General features: G+C 57.3%; 16 protein-coding genes and 1 pseudogene. 16 read left to right on the top strand and 1 reads right to left on the bottom strand.

Features of this window, described 5'->3' with window-relative positions; translation table 11 throughout:
• Positions 1 to 116 precede the first annotated feature (116 nt).
• Complete coding sequence (locus FAZ95_RS07690; RefSeq protein ID WP_137331905.1) at positions 117 to 1,583, top strand: TetR/AcrR family transcriptional regulator; 1,467 nt, start codon at positions 117 to 119, stop codon at positions 1,581 to 1,583.
• A gap of 372 nt (positions 1,584 to 1,955) precedes the next feature.
• On the opposite strand, the pseudogene FAZ95_RS39965 reads toward FAZ95_RS07690, so the two are convergent.
• Positions 1,956 to 2,147, bottom strand: a pseudogene (locus tag FAZ95_RS39965) (ISKra4-like element ISBte2 family transposase); the annotation flags it as partial.
• Positions 2,148 to 2,699: 552 nt separating this feature from the next.
• On the opposite strand from FAZ95_RS39965, the gene FAZ95_RS07700 reads away from it, so the two are divergent.
• The 15 genes from FAZ95_RS07700 to FAZ95_RS07770 all read left to right on the top strand — a co-directional run bounded on the left by FAZ95_RS07700 (position 2,700) and on the right by FAZ95_RS07770 (position 20,894).
• Positions 2,700 to 2,897: a tautomerase family protein gene (locus FAZ95_RS07700; protein ID WP_137331906.1), complete on the top strand. Its 198-nt coding sequence runs from the start codon at positions 2,700 to 2,702 to the stop codon at positions 2,895 to 2,897.
• Positions 2,898 to 3,360: 463 nt separating this feature from the next.
• Complete coding sequence (locus FAZ95_RS07705; RefSeq protein ID WP_137331907.1) at positions 3,361 to 4,503, top strand: aromatic ring-hydroxylating oxygenase subunit alpha; 1,143 nt, start codon at positions 3,361 to 3,363, stop codon at positions 4,501 to 4,503.
• Positions 4,504 to 4,691: 188 nt separating this feature from the next.
• Entirely contained in the window at positions 4,692 to 5,621 is a 930-nt protein-coding gene (gene kce, locus FAZ95_RS07710; protein ID WP_137331908.1) for a 3,5-dioxohexanoate:acetyl-CoA acetone transferase, read from the top strand.
• A 52-nt stretch (positions 5,622 to 5,673) separates the two neighbouring features.
• Positions 5,674 to 7,092, top strand: a complete 1,419-nt coding sequence (locus tag FAZ95_RS07715; protein WP_175425682.1) for a gamma-aminobutyraldehyde dehydrogenase — start codon at positions 5,674 to 5,676, stop codon at positions 7,090 to 7,092.
• 79 nt (positions 7,093 to 7,171) lie between these two features.
• Entirely contained in the window at positions 7,172 to 8,149 is a 978-nt protein-coding gene (locus FAZ95_RS07720) for a PDR/VanB family oxidoreductase (protein WP_175425543.1), read from the top strand.
• Positions 8,150 to 8,215: 66 nt separating this feature from the next.
• Positions 8,216 to 9,217, top strand: a complete 1,002-nt coding sequence (locus tag FAZ95_RS07725) for a 3-hydroxyacyl-CoA dehydrogenase NAD-binding domain-containing protein (RefSeq protein ID WP_137331911.1) — start codon at positions 8,216 to 8,218, stop codon at positions 9,215 to 9,217.
• 137 nt (positions 9,218 to 9,354) lie between these two features.
• Positions 9,355 to 9,834, top strand: a complete 480-nt coding sequence (locus tag FAZ95_RS07730; protein WP_137331912.1) for a thioesterase family protein — start codon at positions 9,355 to 9,357, stop codon at positions 9,832 to 9,834.
• A 130-nt stretch (positions 9,835 to 9,964) separates the two neighbouring features.
• Complete coding sequence (gene gcvA / locus FAZ95_RS07735) at positions 9,965 to 10,870, top strand: transcriptional regulator GcvA (RefSeq protein WP_217497431.1); 906 nt, start codon at positions 9,965 to 9,967, stop codon at positions 10,868 to 10,870.
• A gap of 80 nt (positions 10,871 to 10,950) precedes the next feature.
• Positions 10,951 to 11,913: a GlxA family transcriptional regulator gene (locus tag FAZ95_RS07740; RefSeq protein ID WP_137331914.1), complete on the top strand. Its 963-nt coding sequence runs from the start codon at positions 10,951 to 10,953 to the stop codon at positions 11,911 to 11,913.
• Between the two features lie 67 nt (positions 11,914 to 11,980).
• Positions 11,981 to 12,916, top strand: coding sequence for a choline ABC transporter substrate-binding protein (locus FAZ95_RS07745; protein WP_254699894.1), 936 nt, complete (start codon positions 11,981 to 11,983; stop codon positions 12,914 to 12,916).
• 232 nt (positions 12,917 to 13,148) lie between these two features.
• Positions 13,149 to 13,904, top strand: a complete 756-nt coding sequence (locus FAZ95_RS07750) for an SDR family NAD(P)-dependent oxidoreductase (protein WP_137331916.1) — start codon at positions 13,149 to 13,151, stop codon at positions 13,902 to 13,904.
• A gap of 172 nt (positions 13,905 to 14,076) precedes the next feature.
• Complete coding sequence (locus tag FAZ95_RS07755) at positions 14,077 to 15,534, top strand: DUF1329 domain-containing protein (protein ID WP_254699839.1); 1,458 nt, start codon at positions 14,077 to 14,079, stop codon at positions 15,532 to 15,534.
• A 119-nt stretch (positions 15,535 to 15,653) separates the two neighbouring features.
• The gene (locus FAZ95_RS07760; RefSeq protein ID WP_137331917.1) at positions 15,654 to 17,489 is read left to right on the top strand and encodes a DUF1302 domain-containing protein; all 1,836 of its coding nucleotides are present in this window, start codon (positions 15,654 to 15,656) and stop codon (positions 17,487 to 17,489) included.
• 28 nt (positions 17,490 to 17,517) lie between these two features.
• Positions 17,518 to 19,875, top strand: a complete 2,358-nt coding sequence (locus FAZ95_RS07765; RefSeq protein ID WP_137334465.1) for an efflux RND transporter permease subunit — start codon at positions 17,518 to 17,520, stop codon at positions 19,873 to 19,875.
• A gap of 14 nt (positions 19,876 to 19,889) precedes the next feature.
• Positions 19,890 to 20,894, top strand: coding sequence for a WD40/YVTN/BNR-like repeat-containing protein (locus FAZ95_RS07770; RefSeq protein ID WP_254699840.1), 1,005 nt, complete (start codon positions 19,890 to 19,892; stop codon positions 20,892 to 20,894).
• The last annotated feature ends 1 nt before the right edge of the window (position 20,895 follow it).

Here is a 20,895-nt window from a genome sequence, read left to right on the forward strand (position 1 = left end):
GGCACAGAGCGTCGTTACGCGGAGCATGTCCCTCAATACCACCGAAGGATATTTCCGTTCCCTGGTGTCGTGACCTACAATGAATTCAAAGCATTTTCTTTGTTGGAGGGCCTAGCGTGTCGAGCAAGACGATGTTGCCAGTGGTGCCGACGCCAGCAGACGTCAATCCCGCCGCGCCCGATATCACGCGAGTGCAGCGAAGCAAAGGTGAGGTTCGTCTTGCCGAGATTGTGCAGGCCGCCCGAGAGGTCTTCGAAGAGGATGGGTACGCGACTTTTTCGGCACGTCGTGTGGCTGCGCGAGCTGGGATTACGCTAGGAAATCTGCAGTATTATTTTCGAACCAAGGAAGAGTTGCTGCGAGTGACTCTCGAATTGGGCATGCGCGAGACGCTGGAGCGCTACGCGGAACTGATCAATAGGCAAGGGGAAAATGCTTCGAGTCGCTACTCAGCATTAGCGGAGCGTATCTTCCTTGATATCTACGATACCAAACTGACGAATTTCCTCATTGAAGCGTGGGCGTTCGGGCATCGCGAACCTTACGCCGCCGAGTTGATGGGTGGCATTTATTCGCAGTATCTCGATGGTATCGCCGGCCTCATCAAGCAAATCAATCAGACATTCACAATGGATGAATGCGATGTCCGCGCGTTTGCACTTGCTGCTCTGGCGGGCGGCATGATGCTTTTCGAACGCGAAAGCGGGGAACTCGAGAAGGATAACGCGGCGTTCGCGCGCACCGCCAAGCGCTACATGCAGAAGATCGCCGGACTCTCGGGGAAGCAGCGTCTCGAAGGAAATCATGCTGAGCTTGACTCCCTCGACGCAGGCAAAAAAGTGCGATCCGACAGTGCGGGGACAGGACCGTCGCACACCGCAGTATTCGGCTCCGATATCTACGTGCTGCAAGGTCGCCTCGATTTGGCTGTGCAACGCAAGAGCAGAGATGTCCTTTATAGCAGACCAACGATGCAAGCGAAGCGCCGAGAGGCGAAGATCAATGAGATCGTGACGGCGGCTGCTAATGTATTCGCGGCAGAGGGTCATGCGAACTTTACTCAGGCGCGTATCGCCCGAGAGTTGGGGCTGTTGCCGTCAGCACTGCAGCACTATTTCCCGACACGTGAGGATCTTTTCAACTTCACGGTAGCCGCACTCATGAACACGTATCTCGATCGATACGCAGACATGGTGAGGCCAAGTGACAAGCCGGCATTACAACGGCTTTGTGTGTTGATCGAGGATGTATTCGAGGAAAATTGCGATCCACGCGTTTGCCGTTTTTGGCTTGAGATGTTATCGGTTACAGGACGTTCTGAAATTGCCCAGGAGCTGCTAAAGAGGGCGTATTTCGCGTATCGTGCGATCTACGTGGATTTGGTGCGCGAAATTGATCGAACGGCCACGGCTCGCGAATGTCTGTCGCGTGCGACGCTCATCGTGACGCAACTCGAAGGCTTGTTGATTTTCATCGGGCGTGGCACTCTCAGGTTGCCTGACCTTGATGACGTTCTCGAACTGATGAAGGTGACCGCGATCGAAATCGCGCAAGGCAGTCGTCGCTTGAAGGAGGCGAGCTAGCCTTGAGCGGCAACGCCAAAGTACGGGACGCCAAGGCTGAGAAAGTTCTCCTTTCTTGTGCCCGGTCGGCGATAGCGTAGCCGCCACGTTTTGCTACCGTCCGGCTAGCCCTGCAAGGCGAGCCCGCTGTTATCGGCGAGAGGTGGCGCTCGCTCGGTTTGACGACGCGAAACACCACTGCGAATTGGGTGCGCCGCGTTTGGGGGCGGCCAGGTACCGCGGGCTGCGAGATTCTGTGCGGCGAGGTCGCCCGTTTCTTTGTGAAACTAATCGTCCCGGCCGCGACACGATATGCTGCGCCACTTGCGCAGCATGCTGCCCATCCCATCGATCCGAGATCCGTCCGCTACTGAGAAAATATTCTTCAAGCGGACTACAGACCTCTTCAGCTTCCGCTGTCACCACTATGCTCTGCAGCCTATGCAGCAGATCTCTTCCTTCAGTCGGTGGCAGGCTGACCTTCGCCGGTTCAAGTTCGGGATTCGAGCGTTCAAACTGGCAACTTTCGAAGGTGTCCGTTGCCTCCCAATCAGTGGCGATCTCAACGCGAACTGTAACGTTCATTCTCGCCGCGAGGTTCTTCGATGCGGCTGAGTACAGCATTTTTAAAAAATGTATTGCACGCGACGCGGTTTAGTGGCATTTCGCCAACGAGGTGTTCCGTTCGCGGCCATGTTTGACCGCGCGCGGTTGGCGCTCGACGAGCTTGCCGCTTCGCGTGCCGCGCAGGACAGTGATCCGCTCATCGAATCAAGAGGGCTCTCATGCGGCGCCTAGAAAGCGTCGCGTACGACGCTCAGCGCCGCCGCGTCTTCGCCCCCTTTTTTGAACCGCGAATTTGGCGAGGCGATGGGACTGGTCAACGCGCGCCATCAGACCGTCGCGCAGGAGGACGTTTACCGATTCGAGTCCCTGGCAATGGATGGTTATGCGTGGATCGACGGGGAGAATGGTGAGTCTATGCCGAACACAAACGCCAGTTGAGTAAAGCATAACAGCGCGCGATTTTGAGCGTTGCCCGGAATTACCAGCTTAGGATGCGCGTAGCCGCGTGTTGCAGACCGGCCGACCCTTAGCAACGGGATTTCAATCTAACGCCAAAGAAAGGAGATGGCGATGCCAGTCGTTAGAGTGAGTTGGTTTGAAGGAAAAACTGAGACAGCGAAGGCGGAGATCGCAGCTGAGATTACGGAAAGCCTCTTCCGGAATGCTCGGGTTGACCCGAAGTATACGTACGTCATCTTCGAAGATTGCTCGCCGGCGAACTGGGCAATTGGCGGGGAGTTGTTCCAACGTGGCGACGCGGACGACTGAACCGGTGGCAAGAATGCGCCGAACTTGAGTTGACGCAGTTGACGCAGATCGCTTGTCGCCGGGAATCTCTGATTCTGAACCAGCTTACGTCGTGCACCTTTGAAGCTGACTGGACGGTAGGTCTGCAGAACACCGAGCGAGTAGATCGCGCGACTGCGACCTAAGGAACGGGAATTCCGGCACATCTCCCTCTATCGGGGATCAAACCCATGCGCCTTTGTGTCGACCGAACTGTTCAAATTTTGCATTCCCATGGCCGACTCCTTAACGAAGCGTCATGGCTACGGGGAAATACCGATCGGAGTTCTACTAGGTTGCGGCTGCGCCCCAGTTTGCCCAAGTTTTTTTAGGTCATTTGGCTTTTTTTTCCTCGTTTGCGAAGACCGTCGTCGGTGCATACATTCAGCATCAAAGCACATATCTCTGGAATGAATGTTTCTATTCCTATCTTTAGGAGCGTGTAATGAGCGAATGTTTTGCGCAACGAGACATTGAGATCGCCGGCCTCGGATTCAACAAGGAAGACGTCGCGGCGTCGTCGACACTCAATGCCAAGTGCTATACAGAGCAAAAATATTTCGATGCGGAAATAAAAGCCATATTTCATCGCACTTGGCAGTGGGTCTGTCACGCTGAAAAGGTACGGGAACCTGGTGCGTACTATGTAGCCGAAGTAGCCGGCCGCAGTATCGCGCTTGTGCGTGACCGGAGCGGCAATTTGCGTGCGTTCTATAACGTCTGCAAGCACCGCGCACATCACCTGCTCACCGGTGAGGGCAAAGCAAGGGTCATCACGTGTCCCTATCACGCGTGGAGTTACGACCTCGATGGAGGACTGAGGCAGGCGCCCATGACGGAGACGCTCATCGACTTCAGGAAGGACGAGATCTGTCTGTCCCAGGTGCAAGTTGAGGAGTTCTGCGGCTTCGTTTATGTGAATATGGATCCCAATGCTGCGTCGCTCGCAACGCAGAGCGGAGATTTGCAAAACGAAATCAACCGGTTCGCGCCAGATATCGGTGAGCTGACGTTTTCTCGCAGACTTCAGTTCGAGATCAACTCGAACTGGAAGAACGTCGTCGACAATTTTCTCGAGTGTTATCACTGCCCCACCGCGCACAAGGACTTCGTTAGTCTGCTGAAGTTCGAAACCTACAAGGTAACGACGCACGGAATTTATTCCAGCCACATGGCCAAGGGTGGCAATGCCGGAAATACCGCATACAGCGTTGAAGGCGCAACGTGCGATGACCATGCCGTCTGGTGGCTTTGGCCGAATACGTGTCTGCTGCGTTATCCGGGCCGCGCCAATTTTCTCGTGCTGAATATTATCCCGGTCGCGCCAGATCGAACGATTGAAACCTACGATTTTTACTTCGCATCCGCGGAACCGACGCAGCAAGAAATCGAGGCGATCAATTACATCCGCGATGTTCTCCAACAAGAGGACATCAATCTTGTCGAAAGTGTGCAACGCGGGATGGGGACCCCCGCCTTCGAATGCGGCCGGATTGTAAACGATCCGAAGCACTCGGGAATGAGCGAACACGCGCTTCACCATTTCCAAGGTCTACTGCTGCAGGCTTATCAGGACGCGCTGAAGTGATCGCCTCTTACAGATGTGATTGGCTTCCGACGAATCGCCCGGCCGCCTTTCTTCCGGCGTGGCGGCGTCCTAAACAGCAATACCGTCGTCAGGGTAGTGATGCACGGAGACTGCCACTCCGTGCGTCAGGATCTTAACGGCCGCCAATCGAAACGACGTTACCAACCAGCATCGTCAAGGTTTCTCACATGTCGAAATCCATCATCATCACCTGCGCGGTAACCGGTGGCATTCATACACCCACCATGTCGCCTCATCTTCCGATCACGCCCGCCCAGATCGCAGCGGAATCGATCGCGGCGGCCGAAGCAGGCGCCTCGATTATCCATCTGCATGCACGTGATCCGGAAACAGGGCGGCCGACGCCGGACCCGAAAGTATTCATGCAGTTTCTGCCGGTCATTAAGGCGAACTGCGACGCGATCATCAACGTCTCAACCGGCGGCGGCCTCGGTATGACGCTTGAGCAGCGTCTCGAAGCAGCACTCGTCGCGAAACCCGAGATGGCGTCGCTCAACTGTGGCTCGCTCAATTTCGGCATTTTCCCGATGCTTCAGAAACATGCCTCATGGAACCACGACTGGGAGCCCGCGTTCCTCGAGATGACGCGTGACTTTGTGTTCAAGAATACCTTCAAGGACATCGAATACACGCTGCGAGAGCTCGGCGACACACATGGGACGCGCTTCGAGTTCGAGTGCTATGACCTTGGCCACCTATATAACCTCGCCTACTTCGCCGACAAAGGTTTGCTGAAGCCGCCGTTCTTCATCCAGATGATTTTCGGAATTCTCGGCGGGATGGGGGCAGATACGGACAACCTGAGTCATCTCCACAGCATTGCGCAGCGGCTTTTCGGGGACAACTTCGAATGGTCCGTGCTGGCGGCTGGCCGCAATCAGATGAAGTTCGCAACCCAATCTGCCGTCATGGGCGGAAATGTTCGGGTGGGGCTCGAGGACAATCTATACATCGACCGCGGACAACTGGCTGTGTCGAATGCCGACCAAGTAAGAAAAATCCGACGCATCGTCGAGGAGCTCGGCTTCACTGTCGCGACGCCAGCGGAGGCGCGCAGGCGCTTGGGCCTGAAGGGCTCGGATCAGGTTGGGTTCTGACGCCGCAACGAAAACATTCACCGAAAACCCACGAGGTCGAGTCGTGCAAACTATGAACCTGATAAATGGCGAACTGGTAGTGGGTGACGGTGAGTCGCTCTCCGTCGTCAACCCGGCGACAGGTGAATCCATCGTCAACGTGTCGGAGGCGTCTACCGAGCAAGTGAACGCGGCCGCCGCGGCAGCCGCTGCGGCATTCCCGAGATGGTCCGCGACGCCCCCGAGCACCCGCGCCGGATACCTGTTGGCGCTGGCGGCGGCGATCGAAGAGCACTCAGAGGAACTGGCCGCACTCGAATCATTAAATTGCGGCAAACCTTTGCACTCGACGAGGTCCGATGAGCTTCCGCTGATCGTCGATGTAATCCGGTTCATGGCCGGCGCAGCGCGTTGCGTTTCCGGCTCGAACGCCGGCGAGTATGTTAGCGGATTCACGTCTATGATCCGACGCGACCCGGTGGGCGTAGTCGGGTCAATCGCGCCATGGAACTATCCGTTGATGATGGCGGCGTGGAAGTTGGCTCCAGCACTCGCGGCCGGTTGCCCGGTGGTCCTTAAGCCGTCCGAGCTTACGCCTCTGACAACACTGCGCGTCGCCGGACTGGCGGCAGGACTATTTCCAAAAGGCGTTGTCAATGTCGTCGTCGGACGTGGCGCCACAACCGGCAATGCGCTGATCAGCAATCGCCTGCTCGACATGGTTTCACTTACTGGGGGGCCGGCGACGGCGAGCCGGATTCTTCAGGCATCGTCGCAGCACCTGGTGCATACGCACATGGAGCTAGGCGGGAAAGCACCGGTCATCGTCTTCAGCGATGCAGATATGACCGCCGTCGTTGAAGGGATTCGCGGTGTGTCGTTTTTTAACGCCGGACAGGATTGTGCCCAACCGTGCCGGCTCTACGTTGAAGAAAAGGTCTACGACAACTTCGTCGCGGACTTGGCGAGTCGCGTCGCGTCGATCGCCCTGGGTAGTCCGAAGGATCCCCGTACGGAAATGGGCCCCTTGATTTCTGAGCGACATCGCCAACACGTTGCCGGCTTTGTCGACCGGGCGCGCGCGCTGGGTCATACGGAGATCCTGACGGGAGGGCGCGAAGTCTGGGGTGACGGCTACTTCTACGAACCAACCATCGTTGCGAATGCCCGACAGGGTGACGAAATCGTTCAGCGCGAGGTGTTCGGTCCGGTCATTTCCGTCACGCGATTCAGCGGCGCTGAGCAGGCAATCCAGTATGCGAACGATAGCGCCTACGGCTTGGCGTCCTCGATTTGGACGCGTGACGTAGGGAACGCGATGAAAATCGCATCTCGATTGCGTTGCGGTATGACTTGGGTGAACGCACATGGCATCGCCACGGCAGAAATGCCGCACGGAGGCATGAAAGCCTCTGGTTATGGAAGTGACATGTCGGTCTATGCCTTGGAAAACTACACGACCGTACGACACGTGCAGATTTCACATGCATAGGCGGAAGCCTTCGGGAGAACGGGTTTCGACATTCGAGCGCACCCGCTTACCTGGCACCCCCGATCCAGAGGTAATGACGATGCAACATCAGACCGGAACATTGGACAAACAAACGCTCATCGTGCGAGCTGTGACCGACGAGGCGAACGGAATTCGAAGCTACGAACTGACACGAGAGGACTATACCGATCTTCCCGCGTACGCTCCCGGTGCGCATGTCGCGGTCCATCTGGGTAATGGAATTACCCGTCAATATTCGCTTTATGACGAGCCCGGCGTTCGGAATGCCTACAGGATCGCCGTGCTGAAGGATCCGGCAAGCCGCGGAGGTTCCCGATTTCTACATGACGAAGTTGCGGTTGGAGAACAATTGCAAGTCAGTGGACCGTTCAACAATTTTCCGATGGCCGCGAGCGCGACTTCCGCATTGCTGATCGCAGGCGGAATCGGAATCACGCCGATCATGTCGATGGCGTACCGTCTACATCGGGACGGAAAGCCGTTTGCCTTGCACTACTGCGCGCGTTACGAAAAGGACGCCGCGTTCGTCGAATTCTTGCAGAGGGCCGCCCCATTCAAGGACTGTGTGCATATGCATTTCGATGGCGGCGATCCCCGAAAGGGTCTCGACGTGAAAGCGCTGCTAGTTGATGTCGTGCAAGGGCGCCACGTCTATTGTTGCGGACCTGGCGGGCTGATGCGCGCCGTTGAGACAGCAGCATCGCATTGGCCGAGCGGCTCGGTTCATTTCGAGCGGTTCTCTGCCGACAAGCGAGAGGTGACGAAGAGCATACCCTTTCGGATCTACCTGCGCAGATCCGGCGTGGAGCTCGAGGTGCCTGCCGACAAAAGCATTCTTGACGTGTTGAAGCAGGCTGGCTTCAACGTCAACACCGTGTGCGAGCAAGGTGTCTGTGGAGCATGCTTAACGGATGTGGTTGAGGGCGTGCCTGAGCATCGAGATCACGTGCTGACAGAGGAAGAGAAGCGCTTGAATGACGTGATGGCCGTTTGCTGTTCCCGATCGAAAACGGCTCGACTCGTTTTGGACGTATGACAGCCCCGGATTGGCGGGCATAACCCGCCTGTTCCCCGGTATTTAAATACAGGATGGTAGAAAGCAATGAGCGATATACGCAAACTTCCCCAAGGCATCGAAGTCGTGGGCGTTCTGGGAGCCGGCACGATCGGAGCAAGCTGGGCTGCACTGTTTCTTGCGGCGGGGCTAGAGGTCGACGTTTACGATTCCTCTCCAGAGGCGGAAGCGTTTGTTCGGAACTACATCCGCCATGCATGGCCGAGTCTTGAGCGTCTGGGGCTGACCGCATCGGGTAACCCTGAGCGCGTGCGCTTCATGCAGACGCCGGAGGAAGCCGTGGCCCGTGCCCAGTTCGTCCAGGAAAGCGTGCCGGAGAAGATTGAGATTAAGCACGAACTGTACAGGCGCATTGAGGATCGTCTCGATCCTCGTGCTGTGGTCTGTTCCAGCGCCTCGGGCCTTTTGGTGAGAGAAATGCAGTCAGGATGGAAGAATCCGGGTCGCTTCATCCTCGGCCACCCGTTCAATCCACCTCATCTGATTCCTCTGGTCGAACTGCTCGGAAACGAGAAAACCGAACCGGGCGTGCTGGAGTTGGCTGAACAGTTTTACGCGGCGTGCGGGAAAACTACGATTCGCGTCAACAAGGAAGTGCCCGGGCATGTCGCCAATCGGCTACAGGCCGCGCTCTGGCGCGAAGCAATCCATCTGGTGGTCGAAGGTGTGGCCACGGTTGAGGACGTCGACAAGGCGGTGTATGCGGGGCCTGGTCTCCGTTGGTCGGTCATGGGGCCGCACATGCTGTTCAATCTCGGCAGCGGCGGTCATGGTCTCGGCGTCTTCTGTGAGCGCTTTGCTCCTTCGTTCCATCGCTGGTGGGCGGATCTTGGCAATCCGCAGCTCGACGGGAAGACTATCCAGACACTAGTTGACGGCGTCAAGGCGGAAGAAGACGACAGGAGCTTCCACGAATTGGCAGCGGAGCGCGACCGCAAGATCGTCGAAGCGAGCCGTGCAATCAAGGAGTCGGAATCCCGGATGTCTGCGGTCGACATCGTAGGCGAACGGAAGATTGGAGCCCGGTGACCGCGAACGGAGATGTTGGAAAAGTCGATCGATATGCTGCTGCGCCGAGTATGCCACGGGCGCAATCCGATGGCGATCGGGGCGCAGCGGTCGACGCCCGGCATATACCGGTGCGACAAAGCGCGGGATAAGACGAGATGAACGACGAACCAGTTGTCTATGCAGGAAAAGTCCTCGAGAAATGGATCGACTACAACGAGCATATGAACGACGCTTGCTATGTCAGCGTGTTCAGCGAGTCGATCGACAACCTGATGGACTACATTGGAATCGATGAGAAGTTCAGGGCATTTGAGGGTGTATCGATCTATACGCTGCAGACGTCCGTGCACTATCTGAAGGAACTCGGCCTGGGCGGTTCGCTTGCAGTCTCGGCACGTTTGCTCGAATACGACAGTAAGAAATTGCGGGTGTTTCTGACCATGGGAGATCCATCATTCGCTGAGCACTTTGCAACGATGGAAGCCTTGCTCTTGCACGTGGACATGACCGTGCGGCGAAGTTCGCCGTTTCGGACGAAAACCCTGGAGAAGATCGGGGCGCTCTTTGCCGCTCAGCGGGAAAAGCCGTGGCCGGCGCGCGCGGGCGAGGGAATATCGTTGCAGAAAGGACGCTGATTCGTGTTCAATCGCGTCCCGGAAAAGGCACCGGTTGCGGGTAAGCTGAGAGCCCGCGACGGATGGACGATTGGTGAATATGGGCATTTCACCTGTACGACTGATTTCAGTCACAAGAGATACATCCGATATGATTAGTCGAACGAGACATCTTCCGCCGCTATCGTATCTAGCCGCATTTGAGGCGGCGGCTCGGCACGAGAGTTTCACGAGTGCTGCCGATGAGCTGTGCGTGACGCAAAGCGCGGTTAGCCGACAAATCCGCCTGCTCGAGGAGACGCTCGGCTGCGCGCTGTTTGTCCGTTTGCACAAGTCGGTAACGCTCACTGAAGCGGGACGAAAATTCCAGCGGACCGTTAATGCGGCGCTGGAACTGCTGGCCGCTGCCGCATACGCGCTGAGAGTCGAGGCGTCATCTTCGACGGTCACGGTGTCGACCGACTTGGCGTTTGCGTCGCACTGGCTGATTCCTCGCCTGCCGCAGTTTCGCTCCGAGCATCCCGAAATTGTCATTCACGTCGACGCCTCCGACGAGGACACGAAGCAAATCAGGAAAGGGGCAGATCTCGCGATTCAATTTGGCGATGGCTACTGGCCAGCGTGTAACGCGCGATTCTTGCTCGAGGAAGAAATATTTCCGGTGTGTGCCCCCGCGTATCTGTCTCGAGTCGCACCGATGGAGCGAACGCAAGATCTTTTGCGGGCGACGCTGATCCATCTGGAGACGCGCCATTGGGACTGGATGGATTGGACGACCTGGTTTGCGCACAACGACATTATTCTGACCGAACAACGGCAAGACCTCTACATCAACAACTATCCGGCTGTTTTGCAGGCCGCCATAAGCGGGCAAGGTATCGCAATGGGGTGGCGATACCTTGCCGATGACATGTTGTCAACCGGGGTGCTCGTCCGACCCATCGAGACTTCGGTTCGTACCGGACAGGGCTTTTATCTCTTGCACCCGAGCGACAGCTTATTGACCCCTGAGGCGAAAGTGTTTTGCGATTGGATAGTCCAACAATGCACGAAATAGCACCGACTACGGCCGACCGTTGAAGACGAATCAAAGCTGACCCCGGCACCATAACATTTCGATGCGTCCAGGATTGTTTGATGAATACGCTATTTGAGCATTACGGATTCCTCATCTTGCAAAAGTATTCGATGATTGCGCTGACCAGCGCGATCGAGGCACTTCGCATGGCAAATCAACTTCTCCAGTCGAATCACTACCGGTGGTCCATCTATTCGGTTGACGACCGGACGACGTACGCCAGCAATGGCCTCGCTGCGGGACCGGCTCGGCCGATGGATTTGGCGCGGCCATTGCCGGACATCGTATTCGTCTGTGGGGGTTGGGACGTGCGTGACGCGGTGGATGGTGGCGCAACTCAACTGCTTCGGTTGTTGGCCGAACGTGGCGTCGCGCTGGGTGGTCTGTGCACGGGCGCCTACGCACTGATGGCGTGCGGTCTCTTGAAAGAATACCGATGCGCGGTTCACTGGGAAGTGCTTTCGGAATTGCATGCTGAGTTTCCCGACGTTCGTTTCGTCGACGAACTCTTTGCCATTGATCGCGACCGGATTACATGTACTGGCGGTACGGCACCTTTGGACTTGATGCTTCATCTGATCACCGAAGACCTAGGGCAAGGCATCGCCCGAAATATCTCGGAGCAGTTCTCGATCGAGTGTCTCAGAACAGTCTCGGATCCGCAGCCGATACCCGTCGCCTCGCGCGTAGGTTTTTCCCGCGGCGAGTTAATCGAATCGGTCCGTTTGATGGAGGCAAATATCGATGAACCCCTTAGTGTTCCCGAGTTGGCCAGTCTGGCGGGCGTATCGGAGCGCAAACTGCAGCGAGTTTTTAAGGAGTCTTTAAGTGCGACTCCGCATGAATACTATGTCGGCATTCGATTGAGGCACGCGCGGAAATTGATCCGGTACTCGAATATGTCGATCGAAAGAGTCAGCCAGGAGTGCGGCTTTCGCAACGGGCCGAATTTCAGCCGTGCCTTTCGGTCTTTCTTTGGTTATGCGCCAAGCGACGAGCGGCGAGCCAAGGAATCCTGCTAGTTGACGGCGGCCGGATCTTTTTCAATTCAATGACACAAGATGAGGTAACACCATGAATCGAGTTGGTATGGCAGCCTTAGCGGCCACCCTATGGGTCTCGGCGATGACCATTCCTGCACGTGCCGCTGAACCCGCGACTTGCAAGAACGTCCACATGGCGGATGTCGGTTGGACCGACATCGCCGCGACTACCGGGCTCGCATCCACCATGCTGTCAGCACTGGGGTATACGCCATCGAAGACCATCGCATCGGTACCGATTACGTTTGCGGGGATAAAGAGTAAGCAGATCGATCTCTTTCTGGGTTACTGGTCACCTTCGATGGATCCGATCATCGAACCGTTCGTAAAGAGCGGGTCAGTCAAAGTTCTCCAGACACCCAACCTGACGGGTGCCAAGTTCACATTGGCGGTTCCTGACTATGTCTATCAAGGCGGGCTGAAGACCTTCGCTGACCTAGCCAAATATGCGGATAAATTGCAGTACCGAATTTACGGAATCGAGCCCGGAAACGATGGCAATCAGTTGATCGACAAGATGATCAAGACTAACAAGGACGGCATCGGGAAGTTCAAGCTGGTCGAGTCGAGTGAGGCGGGCATGCTTGTACAGGTAAACCGCGCTTTGCGGGACAAGCAGTGGATCGTTTTCCTGGCATGGGAACCTCATCCGATGAACGCACAGATGAAAATCAATTATCTCGCTGGCGGCGATGACGTTTTCGGTCCCAACTACGGCGAGGCCAAGGTTTATACGGTAGAGCCGCCTGACTACGCCGAACGCTGTCCGAACGTCGCGAAGTTTGCCTCAAACCTGCAGTTTACGACCACGATGGAGAACCATCTGATGATCCCGATCATGAACCGAGAGGATCCCAATACGGCTGCGGCTGAGTGGATCAAGGCCAATCCTCAGGTGTTGGATAAGTGGCTCGCAGGTGTGACAACCATTGATGGCAAGCCGGGCCTTCCTGCCGTGAAAGCGTATCTGTCATCGCACTAGCGAGGTGAAAAACAATGGATTCAACGTTGCCTGGGGGCTGGTCTTGAATCATGTAAGAGCGGCTCGTCTCAGGCTATCTCTTCCATCACGTCTTTTCGATTGTTTTCGATGGAACGGGTAACGCGGTAGCGAATTTAGCGAATCTCACATTCCGGCATTGTAGGAATCTGCCCGAGAGGCACGTGCGGCGTGACGTTCTTGCGGTAGCGCTTTTCAAATCGAGGAGTGCAGTATGAGTTCGAATCTGACAAACAAGGTTGCTTTGGTGACCGGTGGTCTCGGTGGTATTGGTCGAGCTATCTGTGCTCGGTTTGTGAAGGAAGGAGCGACCGTATTCGCGGCGGACCTCGCCGATGCCGAGAGCGCTCCGGGCACGACGTTCGTCAAGCTCGATGTGAGTGTCGAGGAAGATGTGCGAAAGGTGATGCGCGTCATTCACGAGCGCTGTGGGAAGCTCGACATTCTGGTCAATGCTGCGGGCATCGAGATTGAAAAGACCATTGAGGAGACCAGCCTGTCGGAGTGGAACCGAATCTTTTCGATCAATGTTACTGGCACTTTTCTTGTCTCTAAGTATGCCCTCGCGCTGATGCGCAAAGGTGGGGCAGCAAGCATCATCAACTTCGGTTCATACGATGGATTTATCGCAGACCCGGGTTTGGCGGCCTATTGCGCCACCAAGGGTGCGGTGCATGCGCTGACACGGGCAGTGGCTTGCGACCATGGTCCGGAAGGTATTCGTGTCAATGCGATCTGTCCTGGCTATATCGATACACCGATGTTGCGGGGCTTTTTTCGTGATTACGGTGATATCGAAAGCCTCGAAACCGCAGTACGTAACGTCCACCCGATACGCCGGTACGGTACGCCGGATGATGTCGCAAACCTCGTTAACTGGCTAACTTCCGACGAAGCGAAGTATGCATCGGGGCAGCTTTGGATACTCGATGGTGGACTGTCCGCACAGGTTCAGCAAATGAGGCTGTAGGTGACGCTAAGCGCGATGAAGGAGCGCTTGGCACTTTAACGATGGCTGGGGAGGCTGCGCAATTCGTCAATGTAAAGTCGCAAAACAGCAGTACCTGAGATTTTTTCGAGACGATTATCTGAGTACAGGTGCCCCACTTAGACGCGCCTTATCTTCCGAAATTTTCGATGTGATGGCCGCCGCGGACGGGCAGCTAGCACTTGTATTGTCTATAAAAACCGAGGCAGGTGACTGGAAGGAGCAATTCATGAAACTTCGTCAATTAGTTGTCGCCTTTGCGGCAATGGGTTTGATGTCGAATGCGGCGTGGCCAGTATCTCAGCAGGACGTTGCCCGATTGGGACAGGACCTGACGCCGACCGGTGCAGAAAAGACAGGCAGCAAGGACGGCTCGATCCCCGCATTCGAAGGCGAATCGAAGCCGCTGCCGGGATGGACATACGGAAAGGTGCGCGCAGACTACTGGAAATATAAGGACGAGAAACCGCTTTTCGTCATCGATGCGACGAACGTCGACAAATATGCGGACAAGCTCACTCCCGGGCAGATCCAGATGCTAAAGCAGGTCAAGGGATACACGATGCCCGTATATCCGACGCATCGCGAGTGCGGTTTGCCGACTTCAGTTGAGGACAACACGAAGGCAGGGGCAATCAAATCGGCTATCGCGAAGGATGGCTGGTCGCTTGAGAGTGCGACGCTCCCGGGTGTGCCATTCCCGATTCCGCAAAATGGTGTCGAGGTCATGTGGAACTGGTTGATGCGTTACCAAGGGGTGGCGGCGGAGTGGCCGGACGCCTATACCATCGTTTCGCCGCGTCCGGGTTCGAGTCAGTCGATCGTCACGCGATGGAATCAGCTGATCTACTACCCGTGGGCGAAAAGCGGGCAGCACTCTCCGCAGGACAACGGCGGACTGCAGAACGGGTTCTATTACCTATATACCGAGCCTGCCGCACTAGCCGGCCAGGGTACGATGCAGCGGTACTACTTCAGCAAGGACACCGATACCTACTACTACTTTACGGGTCAGCGCCGTGTCCGCCGCCTGCCGGCGTATTCGTACGACGCGCCACTGATCGGCTTCGAGAATCAATATCCGGCCGACATCTCGTTCGTGTTCTATGGCAACCCCGACCGGTTCGACTGGAAGCTTGTCGGCAAGAAGGAGATCTACGTCCCCTATGACGGGTTCGCAATGCAGCGCTTCAACACCAAGCTCGACGACGCGATGGGTCCAAACTTCCTCAACCCGAATATGCGTCGCTACGAATTGCATCGGGTCTGGGAAATTGAAGGTACGGTCAAGGCCGGCATGCGTCACTCGACGCCAAAGAAAACGCTCTTTGTCGACGAGGACAGCTGGCTCGTAGCGGTGGGTGACGACTACGACGCGCAAGGCAAGATCTGGAAGGCGAAAGAGAACTACATCACGCCGGAATGGGAGATCGGTGCCTGCGCGTCGGCCGCATCTGTCTACAACGATCTCGTCAGCGGTCGTTACGTGTTCGATGAAACGGTCGTCGGCACGGGGAAGGACATCAAGTTCTATCCGCCCGGCTCGAGCGACCCGCGCCTGACTGATCAGTATTTTACCGGGGAAAACCTGAGCGCGATCAGCGACCGCTGAACTCCGCTTAGGCACCGTCACTGCTGGCATCGCGCCATAGAGGAGGTGCGATGCCCGATCTCAATTCATAACGATAAGTATAACGAAGTAATTACTTAACAGCGGCAGGGATTGGCGAAATGAGTACAAAAGTAGGTCGTGTGTTATGGCCCACCGTGTGCGGCGCGATTATCTCGTCGCCTGCGGCGGCGTATACGTTCGATACGGGGATTGGAGACCTGCAGGGATCGTGGGTATCGAACATCACGGGTGGCATGGCGATACGGACGCAGAACCCGAGCTGTGCGCTGACCGGCGATCCAAATGCCTACGGCTGCGGGAGCGGCGCAAACGTCGCGCAGTGGTCGAACGGCGACAACGGCGACCTCAACTACCGCAAGGGCCAACCGTACAGCGGCTACTTGAGCGCGACGAGCGAGCTGCTGCTGACGATGCCGAGCGAAGGCTATAAGTTCCTCGTTCGCGCGACCGCGATGTACGACTTCGCGGCGTCGAACACGGACCGCACGGAGCTTTCGCCAGGCGCTTACGATCAGGTCGTGAAACAGGCGCAGCTGCTGGACCTGTGGGTCGAAAAGGATTTCAACATCGGCAATGAACGCGCTCACGTTCGCGTCGGCAATCAGGTGATCAACTGGGGGGAGAGCTACTTCGCGTCCGGCGGGATCAACGCGACGAACGCGCTCGACATCCAGAAGCTCTACATTCCCGGCACCCAGCTCAAGCAGGCGCTGCTGCCTGCGCCGATGGTCAGTGTCGCGAGCGGTTTGCCCTACGGCTTTTCCACTGAGGGCTATGTGCAGGTGCAGTGGAACGGCAACAAGTATCCGCCGGTGGGCAGCTATTGGTCGACGTCGAACGTGTTCGGCCGAGGCTCATTGCCGGGTTCGTTCAACTCGAACAACTTCAACGTCGGCGGCATCGACGCCGGTACGATTGCGGGTATGACGCCCGGCAACAACAGCAGCAATAACAATGGGCTCATCAACACGATCAGTTCGAATCTCGTGAACGGCCAGTACACCGGTCTGCAGACGAGCCCGATCGGCGTGCCGTACAGCACCGTGTTGCCGAGCAGCAGTCCGCAGTTCGGCGTGAAGCTCGGCTACAAGCCGCCGAATGCCGACATCAACTTCGGGTTCTATTACGAGAACTACATCGACAAAGCGCCGGTGCTGTCATACCTCGCGAACGGCTCGTCGCAATGGTCGTATCTGAAGAACCGGCAGCTGTTCGGCGTCAGCTCGAACTTTTCGCTCGGCGACTGGGCGATCGGCTCGGAGCTTTCATACCGGCCGCACGACGCGGTGGCGATGTCCGCATGTTTTGCGCCGGGTGGTCCGGCCGATGCGCAATCGAACGGCGTGTCCGGCGTCGATTGCGCGGCTTACAAGGATATGAAGAAGTTTCAGCTCGACGTGAACGCACAGCTGAACCTGACGAAGTCCTCCTATCCGATGCTGAAGCTGATCGGTGCCGACATGGCGGTATTCACGGCGGAAATCACGGCGATCGACTATCCCGGGCTCAGCACGAGCGCGCAGTACCAAAGCACCATCAATGGCAAGACTGTCTACCAGGTGGTGGACGCGGGCTACGGCACGTGGCTGAACTACAACTCGGGTCTCGGCTATCCGATCGCGGCGGCTCAGGGCACCGCACGCTCGGTCGGACTGACTATGGACTTCAACTGGACCTATGACGGCACGGTGATCCCAGGCTGGCAAATGACGCCGGGCATCACGTTCTACGACGCGGTCTCGGGCTACACGCCGACTTTCTCGGCCAACTACGAGCAAGGCGCGAAATCGATCAACTTCTATCTGCTGTTCAACCAAAACCCGCAGGTGTGGCAAGCGGGCCTCAATTTCACGATGTACTTCGGCGGCAATGCGGTATCGCAGCCTTTTGCCGACCGCAACTTCGTCGGCCTGTTTGTGACGCGCAATTTTTAACCATGGATGAGCAAGGAGGCGGCACGTGATACTCAACAGCATCCGTCATCTCGAGGAATGGCTTTTCTCGCGCCGCTTCCTCGTATTGGGCGCCTTCGTCGCCTTTACGGCGGTCATGGCATTTTTCGGCGTACAACTGCGCATGGACGCGGGCTTCGAGAAGCAGATTCCGATCGGTCACGAATATGTGAAGACGTTCAAGCAGTACCGGGCAGACTTGTTCGGCGCGAACAGGCTGACAGTCGTCGTCAAGTCGAAACACGGCACGATCTGGACGAAGGAGGGGCTGTCCCGGCTGGCGGCCGTCACACAGGCCGTCGCTTATCTGCCCAACGTCGACCGGTTGGGTGTCCAGTCGCTATGGACACCGAATAGTTTTGTTAACGAGATTACGGAGGACGGCTTTCGCTCGCAGCCGATCATTCCCGGCACCGTGACACCGGACGGATTGACGCCTCAGATCATCGCGCACATTCAGCGCTCTGCCGTGGAAGGCAACTTCATCGGCTCGCTTGTCTCACGCGACGAAACGGCTGCCATGATCACGGCGGACATCGGCGAGGTGGGCGCAAACGGCCAGAAGATCGATTATATCCAGTACAACCACCTGCTGGAACAGAAACTGCGCAAGCCCTATGAAGACGGGAACTACGATGTGGAAATTATCGGCTTCGCGAAGCAGATCGGGGATATCGCCGACGGCGCGAAGTCGGTGCTGCTCTTCTGCGCGATCGCGCTGCTGCTGACTGCGCTTGCCGTCTACTGGTATTGCCATTCGATCCGCTTCACTGTGCTGCCGATCGCATGTTCCTTGACTTCGCTCGTTTGGCAGTTCGGCACTTTACGGCTGCTCGGATTCGGCCTCGATCCGCTCGGCGTGCTTGTGCCGTTTCTCGTCTTTGCGATCGGCGTATCGCATGGCGTGCAACAGATCAACTTCATCACGCGGGAACTCGCTCACGGCAAGTCTTCGCTGGAGGCGGCACGTCACAGCTTCACGGGCCTCTTGATTCCCGGCACGCTCGCCCTCGTCACCGCACTCGTCTCGTTCGTGACGCTCTTGATGATCCCGATCCCGATGATTCGCGAGCTCGCGATCACGGCATCGCTTGGCGTCGGATACAAGATCCTGACGAATCTCGTCATGCTGCCGCTTGCCGCATCGTGCTTCCATTTCACAAAGGCGTACGCCGACAAGGCAATGAAAAAACGCGAGCAGCGCGCGGGGTGGCTGCGCAAGTTGGCTCGCGTGGCCGAACCGCGTAATGCCGGCGTTGTGCTTGTTGTTGTTGCCGCCGTGTTCGCGACAGCCGTTTGGCAAAGCCGCGATCGGGTGGTCGGCACCTTGCAACCCGGCGCGCCCGAGCTGCGACCCGACGCACGATTCAATCGCGACGCGATGGTGATCGCGAGCGGCTTCGACGTCGGGCTCGACTGGCTGTCGGTCGTGGTCGAGGCCCCGCCAAATTCTTGCGAAAACCCCGCCGTCGGCGCATTCGACGACAAGCTGACGTACGCGCTTAAGGACGTACCTGGCGTCGTATCGATCAGCTCTTATTCAGACATGCTGCGTGCCTACAATGAAGGCTACAACGAAGGCAATCCGAAGATGAGCGTGGTGCCGATCGATTCCGGCAACTATGCGGGTTTGAGCACGGAGATCGGGCGCGTACGTGGTTACCTGAACAAGGATTGCAGCATGACGGCGATTCATCTCTATTTGTCGGACCACAAAGCGACCACAATCAATGGTGCGATCGACGCCGTCAAGCGCTTTCGCGACACGCATCCGACACCGGGCATTCACGTCCGGCTTGCAGCCGGAAACGCGGGCGTGCTCGCGGCGATCAACGACGAGGTCGCGAGGAGCGAACTGCCGATGATGCTTTACGTCTATGCGGCGATCGTGCTGCTCGTCTTCATCGTTTACCGCGATTTGCGCGCCGTGCTTGCCTGCTGCTTGCCGCTCACGGTCGGCACCTTTATCGGCTACTGGTTCATGAAGGCGTTCGAAATTGGGCTCACGGTCGCCACGTTGCCCGTCATGGTGCTCGCGGTCGGCATCGGCGTTGATTATGCGTTTTACATCTACAACCGGCTGCAAATTCATCTCGCTGCAGGCGAGCCTATCGTGAAGGCGCTAGAGCATTCGATCCTCGAGGTAGGCATGGCGACGATCTTCACGGCGATCACGCTCGCCATCGGTGTCGCGACATGGAGTTTCTCTGCCCTGAAGTTCCAGGCCGACATGGGCAAGCTTCTCGCATTCATGTTCATCGTGAATCTCGTGATGGCGATGACGGCACTGCCGGCGCTCGCTGTGCTGCTCGAGCGCGTATTCCCTCGACGTAAGCCCGTTCGCGCGCCGGGCGTGCTGAGCCACTGACCGGAGGACTTACCATGAAAGCAATCGTTCGAGGCGAGCGTGGCATTCGGAAACGGCTCATGGTTGCGCTGACGGCTGCTTTGCCGTTCGCCTGCTTTGCGCAAACTCAGCCACAGCCGGATATCAAGCCGGTACTGCAGCTCCATACGGCAGAGAAGGCTAGTGCGGCGACTGAAGTGCAGCTCTTGGGCGCAACGCATGCGGGCAAACGCCTTGTCGTGGTCGGCGATCACGGCGTCGTGTTGTTGTCCGACGACGATGGCAAGCACTATCGTCAGGCGAGATCGGTGCCCGTCGACTCGACGCTGACCTCGGTGTCGTTTGCGGACGAGCACAACGGCTGGGCGGTTGGACACTGGGGCGTCATCATCCGCACGGCGGATGGTGGCGAGACGTGGACTCAGCAACGCAGCGACATCAGTGTCGACCAGCCGCTCTTCACCGTCTATTTTCGCAATGCGCGCGAAGGGTGGGCTGTCGGCTTATGGTCTCTGATGCTGCACACTGCCGACGGTGGTGTCACCTGGGATACCGTGAAGCTGCCGCCCCCGCCAGGCTCAAAAAGGGCGGATCGGAATCTTTATGCGATCTTCGCCGATGCGAGAGGGAACCTCTACGTAGCGTGCGAGCAAGGGCGCGTGATGCGCTCGACCGATAACGGCGCGAACTGGACCTACTCGGACACGGGTTACGCTGGCTCGTTCTGGACCGGCCTCGCGCTGGCGGATGGCACGCTGCTTGTGGGGGGGCTGCGAGGCACGATCTACCGCAGCGCTGACGGCGGAACGACGTGGCAGCCCGCGAAGACGCCGTATAGGAGCTCGGTGACCGATCTCGTGCAGTTGCCGGACGAGCGCGTCGTGGCGTCCTCGCTCGACGGCGTCGTGATTGCGAGCGCCGACGACGGGCGGAGCTTCACCGGCGAGCAGCGAGCAGATCGAGCGGCTTTGACCGCGGTGGCCGCGTCCTCGAGCGGCGCGCCGATCTTCTTCTCGACAAACGGTATGACCAAACCGTAGG

Source organism: Trinickia violacea (assembly GCF_005280735.1).
GTDB classification, from domain to species: Bacteria; Pseudomonadota; Gammaproteobacteria; order Burkholderiales; family Burkholderiaceae; genus Trinickia_A; species Trinickia_A violacea.

What these genes read in the sequence shown, in the direction of transcription:
- FAZ95_RS07740 (WP_137331914.1), top strand. Translation starts at nt 10,951, where the DNA reads ATGAATACGCTATTTGAGCATTACGGATTCCTCATCTTGCAAAAGTAT.
- FAZ95_RS07725 (WP_137331911.1), top strand. Translation starts at nt 8,216, where the DNA reads ATGAGCGATATACGCAAACTTCCCCAAGGCATCGAAGTCGTGGGCGTT.
- FAZ95_RS07770 (WP_254699840.1), top strand. Translation starts at nt 19,890, where the DNA reads ATGAAAGCAATCGTTCGAGGCGAGCGTGGCATTCGGAAACGGCTCATG.
- gcvA (WP_217497431.1), top strand. Translation starts at nt 9,965, where the DNA reads ATGATTAGTCGAACGAGACATCTTCCGCCGCTATCGTATCTAGCCGCA.
- FAZ95_RS07730 (WP_137331912.1), top strand. Translation starts at nt 9,355, where the DNA reads ATGAACGACGAACCAGTTGTCTATGCAGGAAAAGTCCTCGAGAAATGG.
- kce (WP_137331908.1), top strand. Translation starts at nt 4,692, where the DNA reads ATGTCGAAATCCATCATCATCACCTGCGCGGTAACCGGTGGCATTCAT.
- FAZ95_RS07700 (WP_137331906.1), top strand. Translation starts at nt 2,700, where the DNA reads ATGCCAGTCGTTAGAGTGAGTTGGTTTGAAGGAAAAACTGAGACAGCG.
- FAZ95_RS07745 (WP_254699894.1), top strand. Translation starts at nt 11,981, where the DNA reads ATGGCAGCCTTAGCGGCCACCCTATGGGTCTCGGCGATGACCATTCCT.
- FAZ95_RS07760 (WP_137331917.1), top strand. Translation starts at nt 15,654, where the DNA reads ATGAGTACAAAAGTAGGTCGTGTGTTATGGCCCACCGTGTGCGGCGCG.
- FAZ95_RS07715 (WP_175425682.1), top strand. Translation starts at nt 5,674, where the DNA reads ATGAACCTGATAAATGGCGAACTGGTAGTGGGTGACGGTGAGTCGCTC.
- FAZ95_RS07750 (WP_137331916.1), top strand. Translation starts at nt 13,149, where the DNA reads ATGAGTTCGAATCTGACAAACAAGGTTGCTTTGGTGACCGGTGGTCTC.
- FAZ95_RS07705 (WP_137331907.1), top strand. Translation starts at nt 3,361, where the DNA reads ATGAGCGAATGTTTTGCGCAACGAGACATTGAGATCGCCGGCCTCGGA.
- FAZ95_RS07755 (WP_254699839.1), top strand. Translation starts at nt 14,077, where the DNA reads ATGGCCGCCGCGGACGGGCAGCTAGCACTTGTATTGTCTATAAAAACC.
- FAZ95_RS07720 (WP_175425543.1), top strand. Translation starts at nt 7,172, where the DNA reads ATGCAACATCAGACCGGAACATTGGACAAACAAACGCTCATCGTGCGA.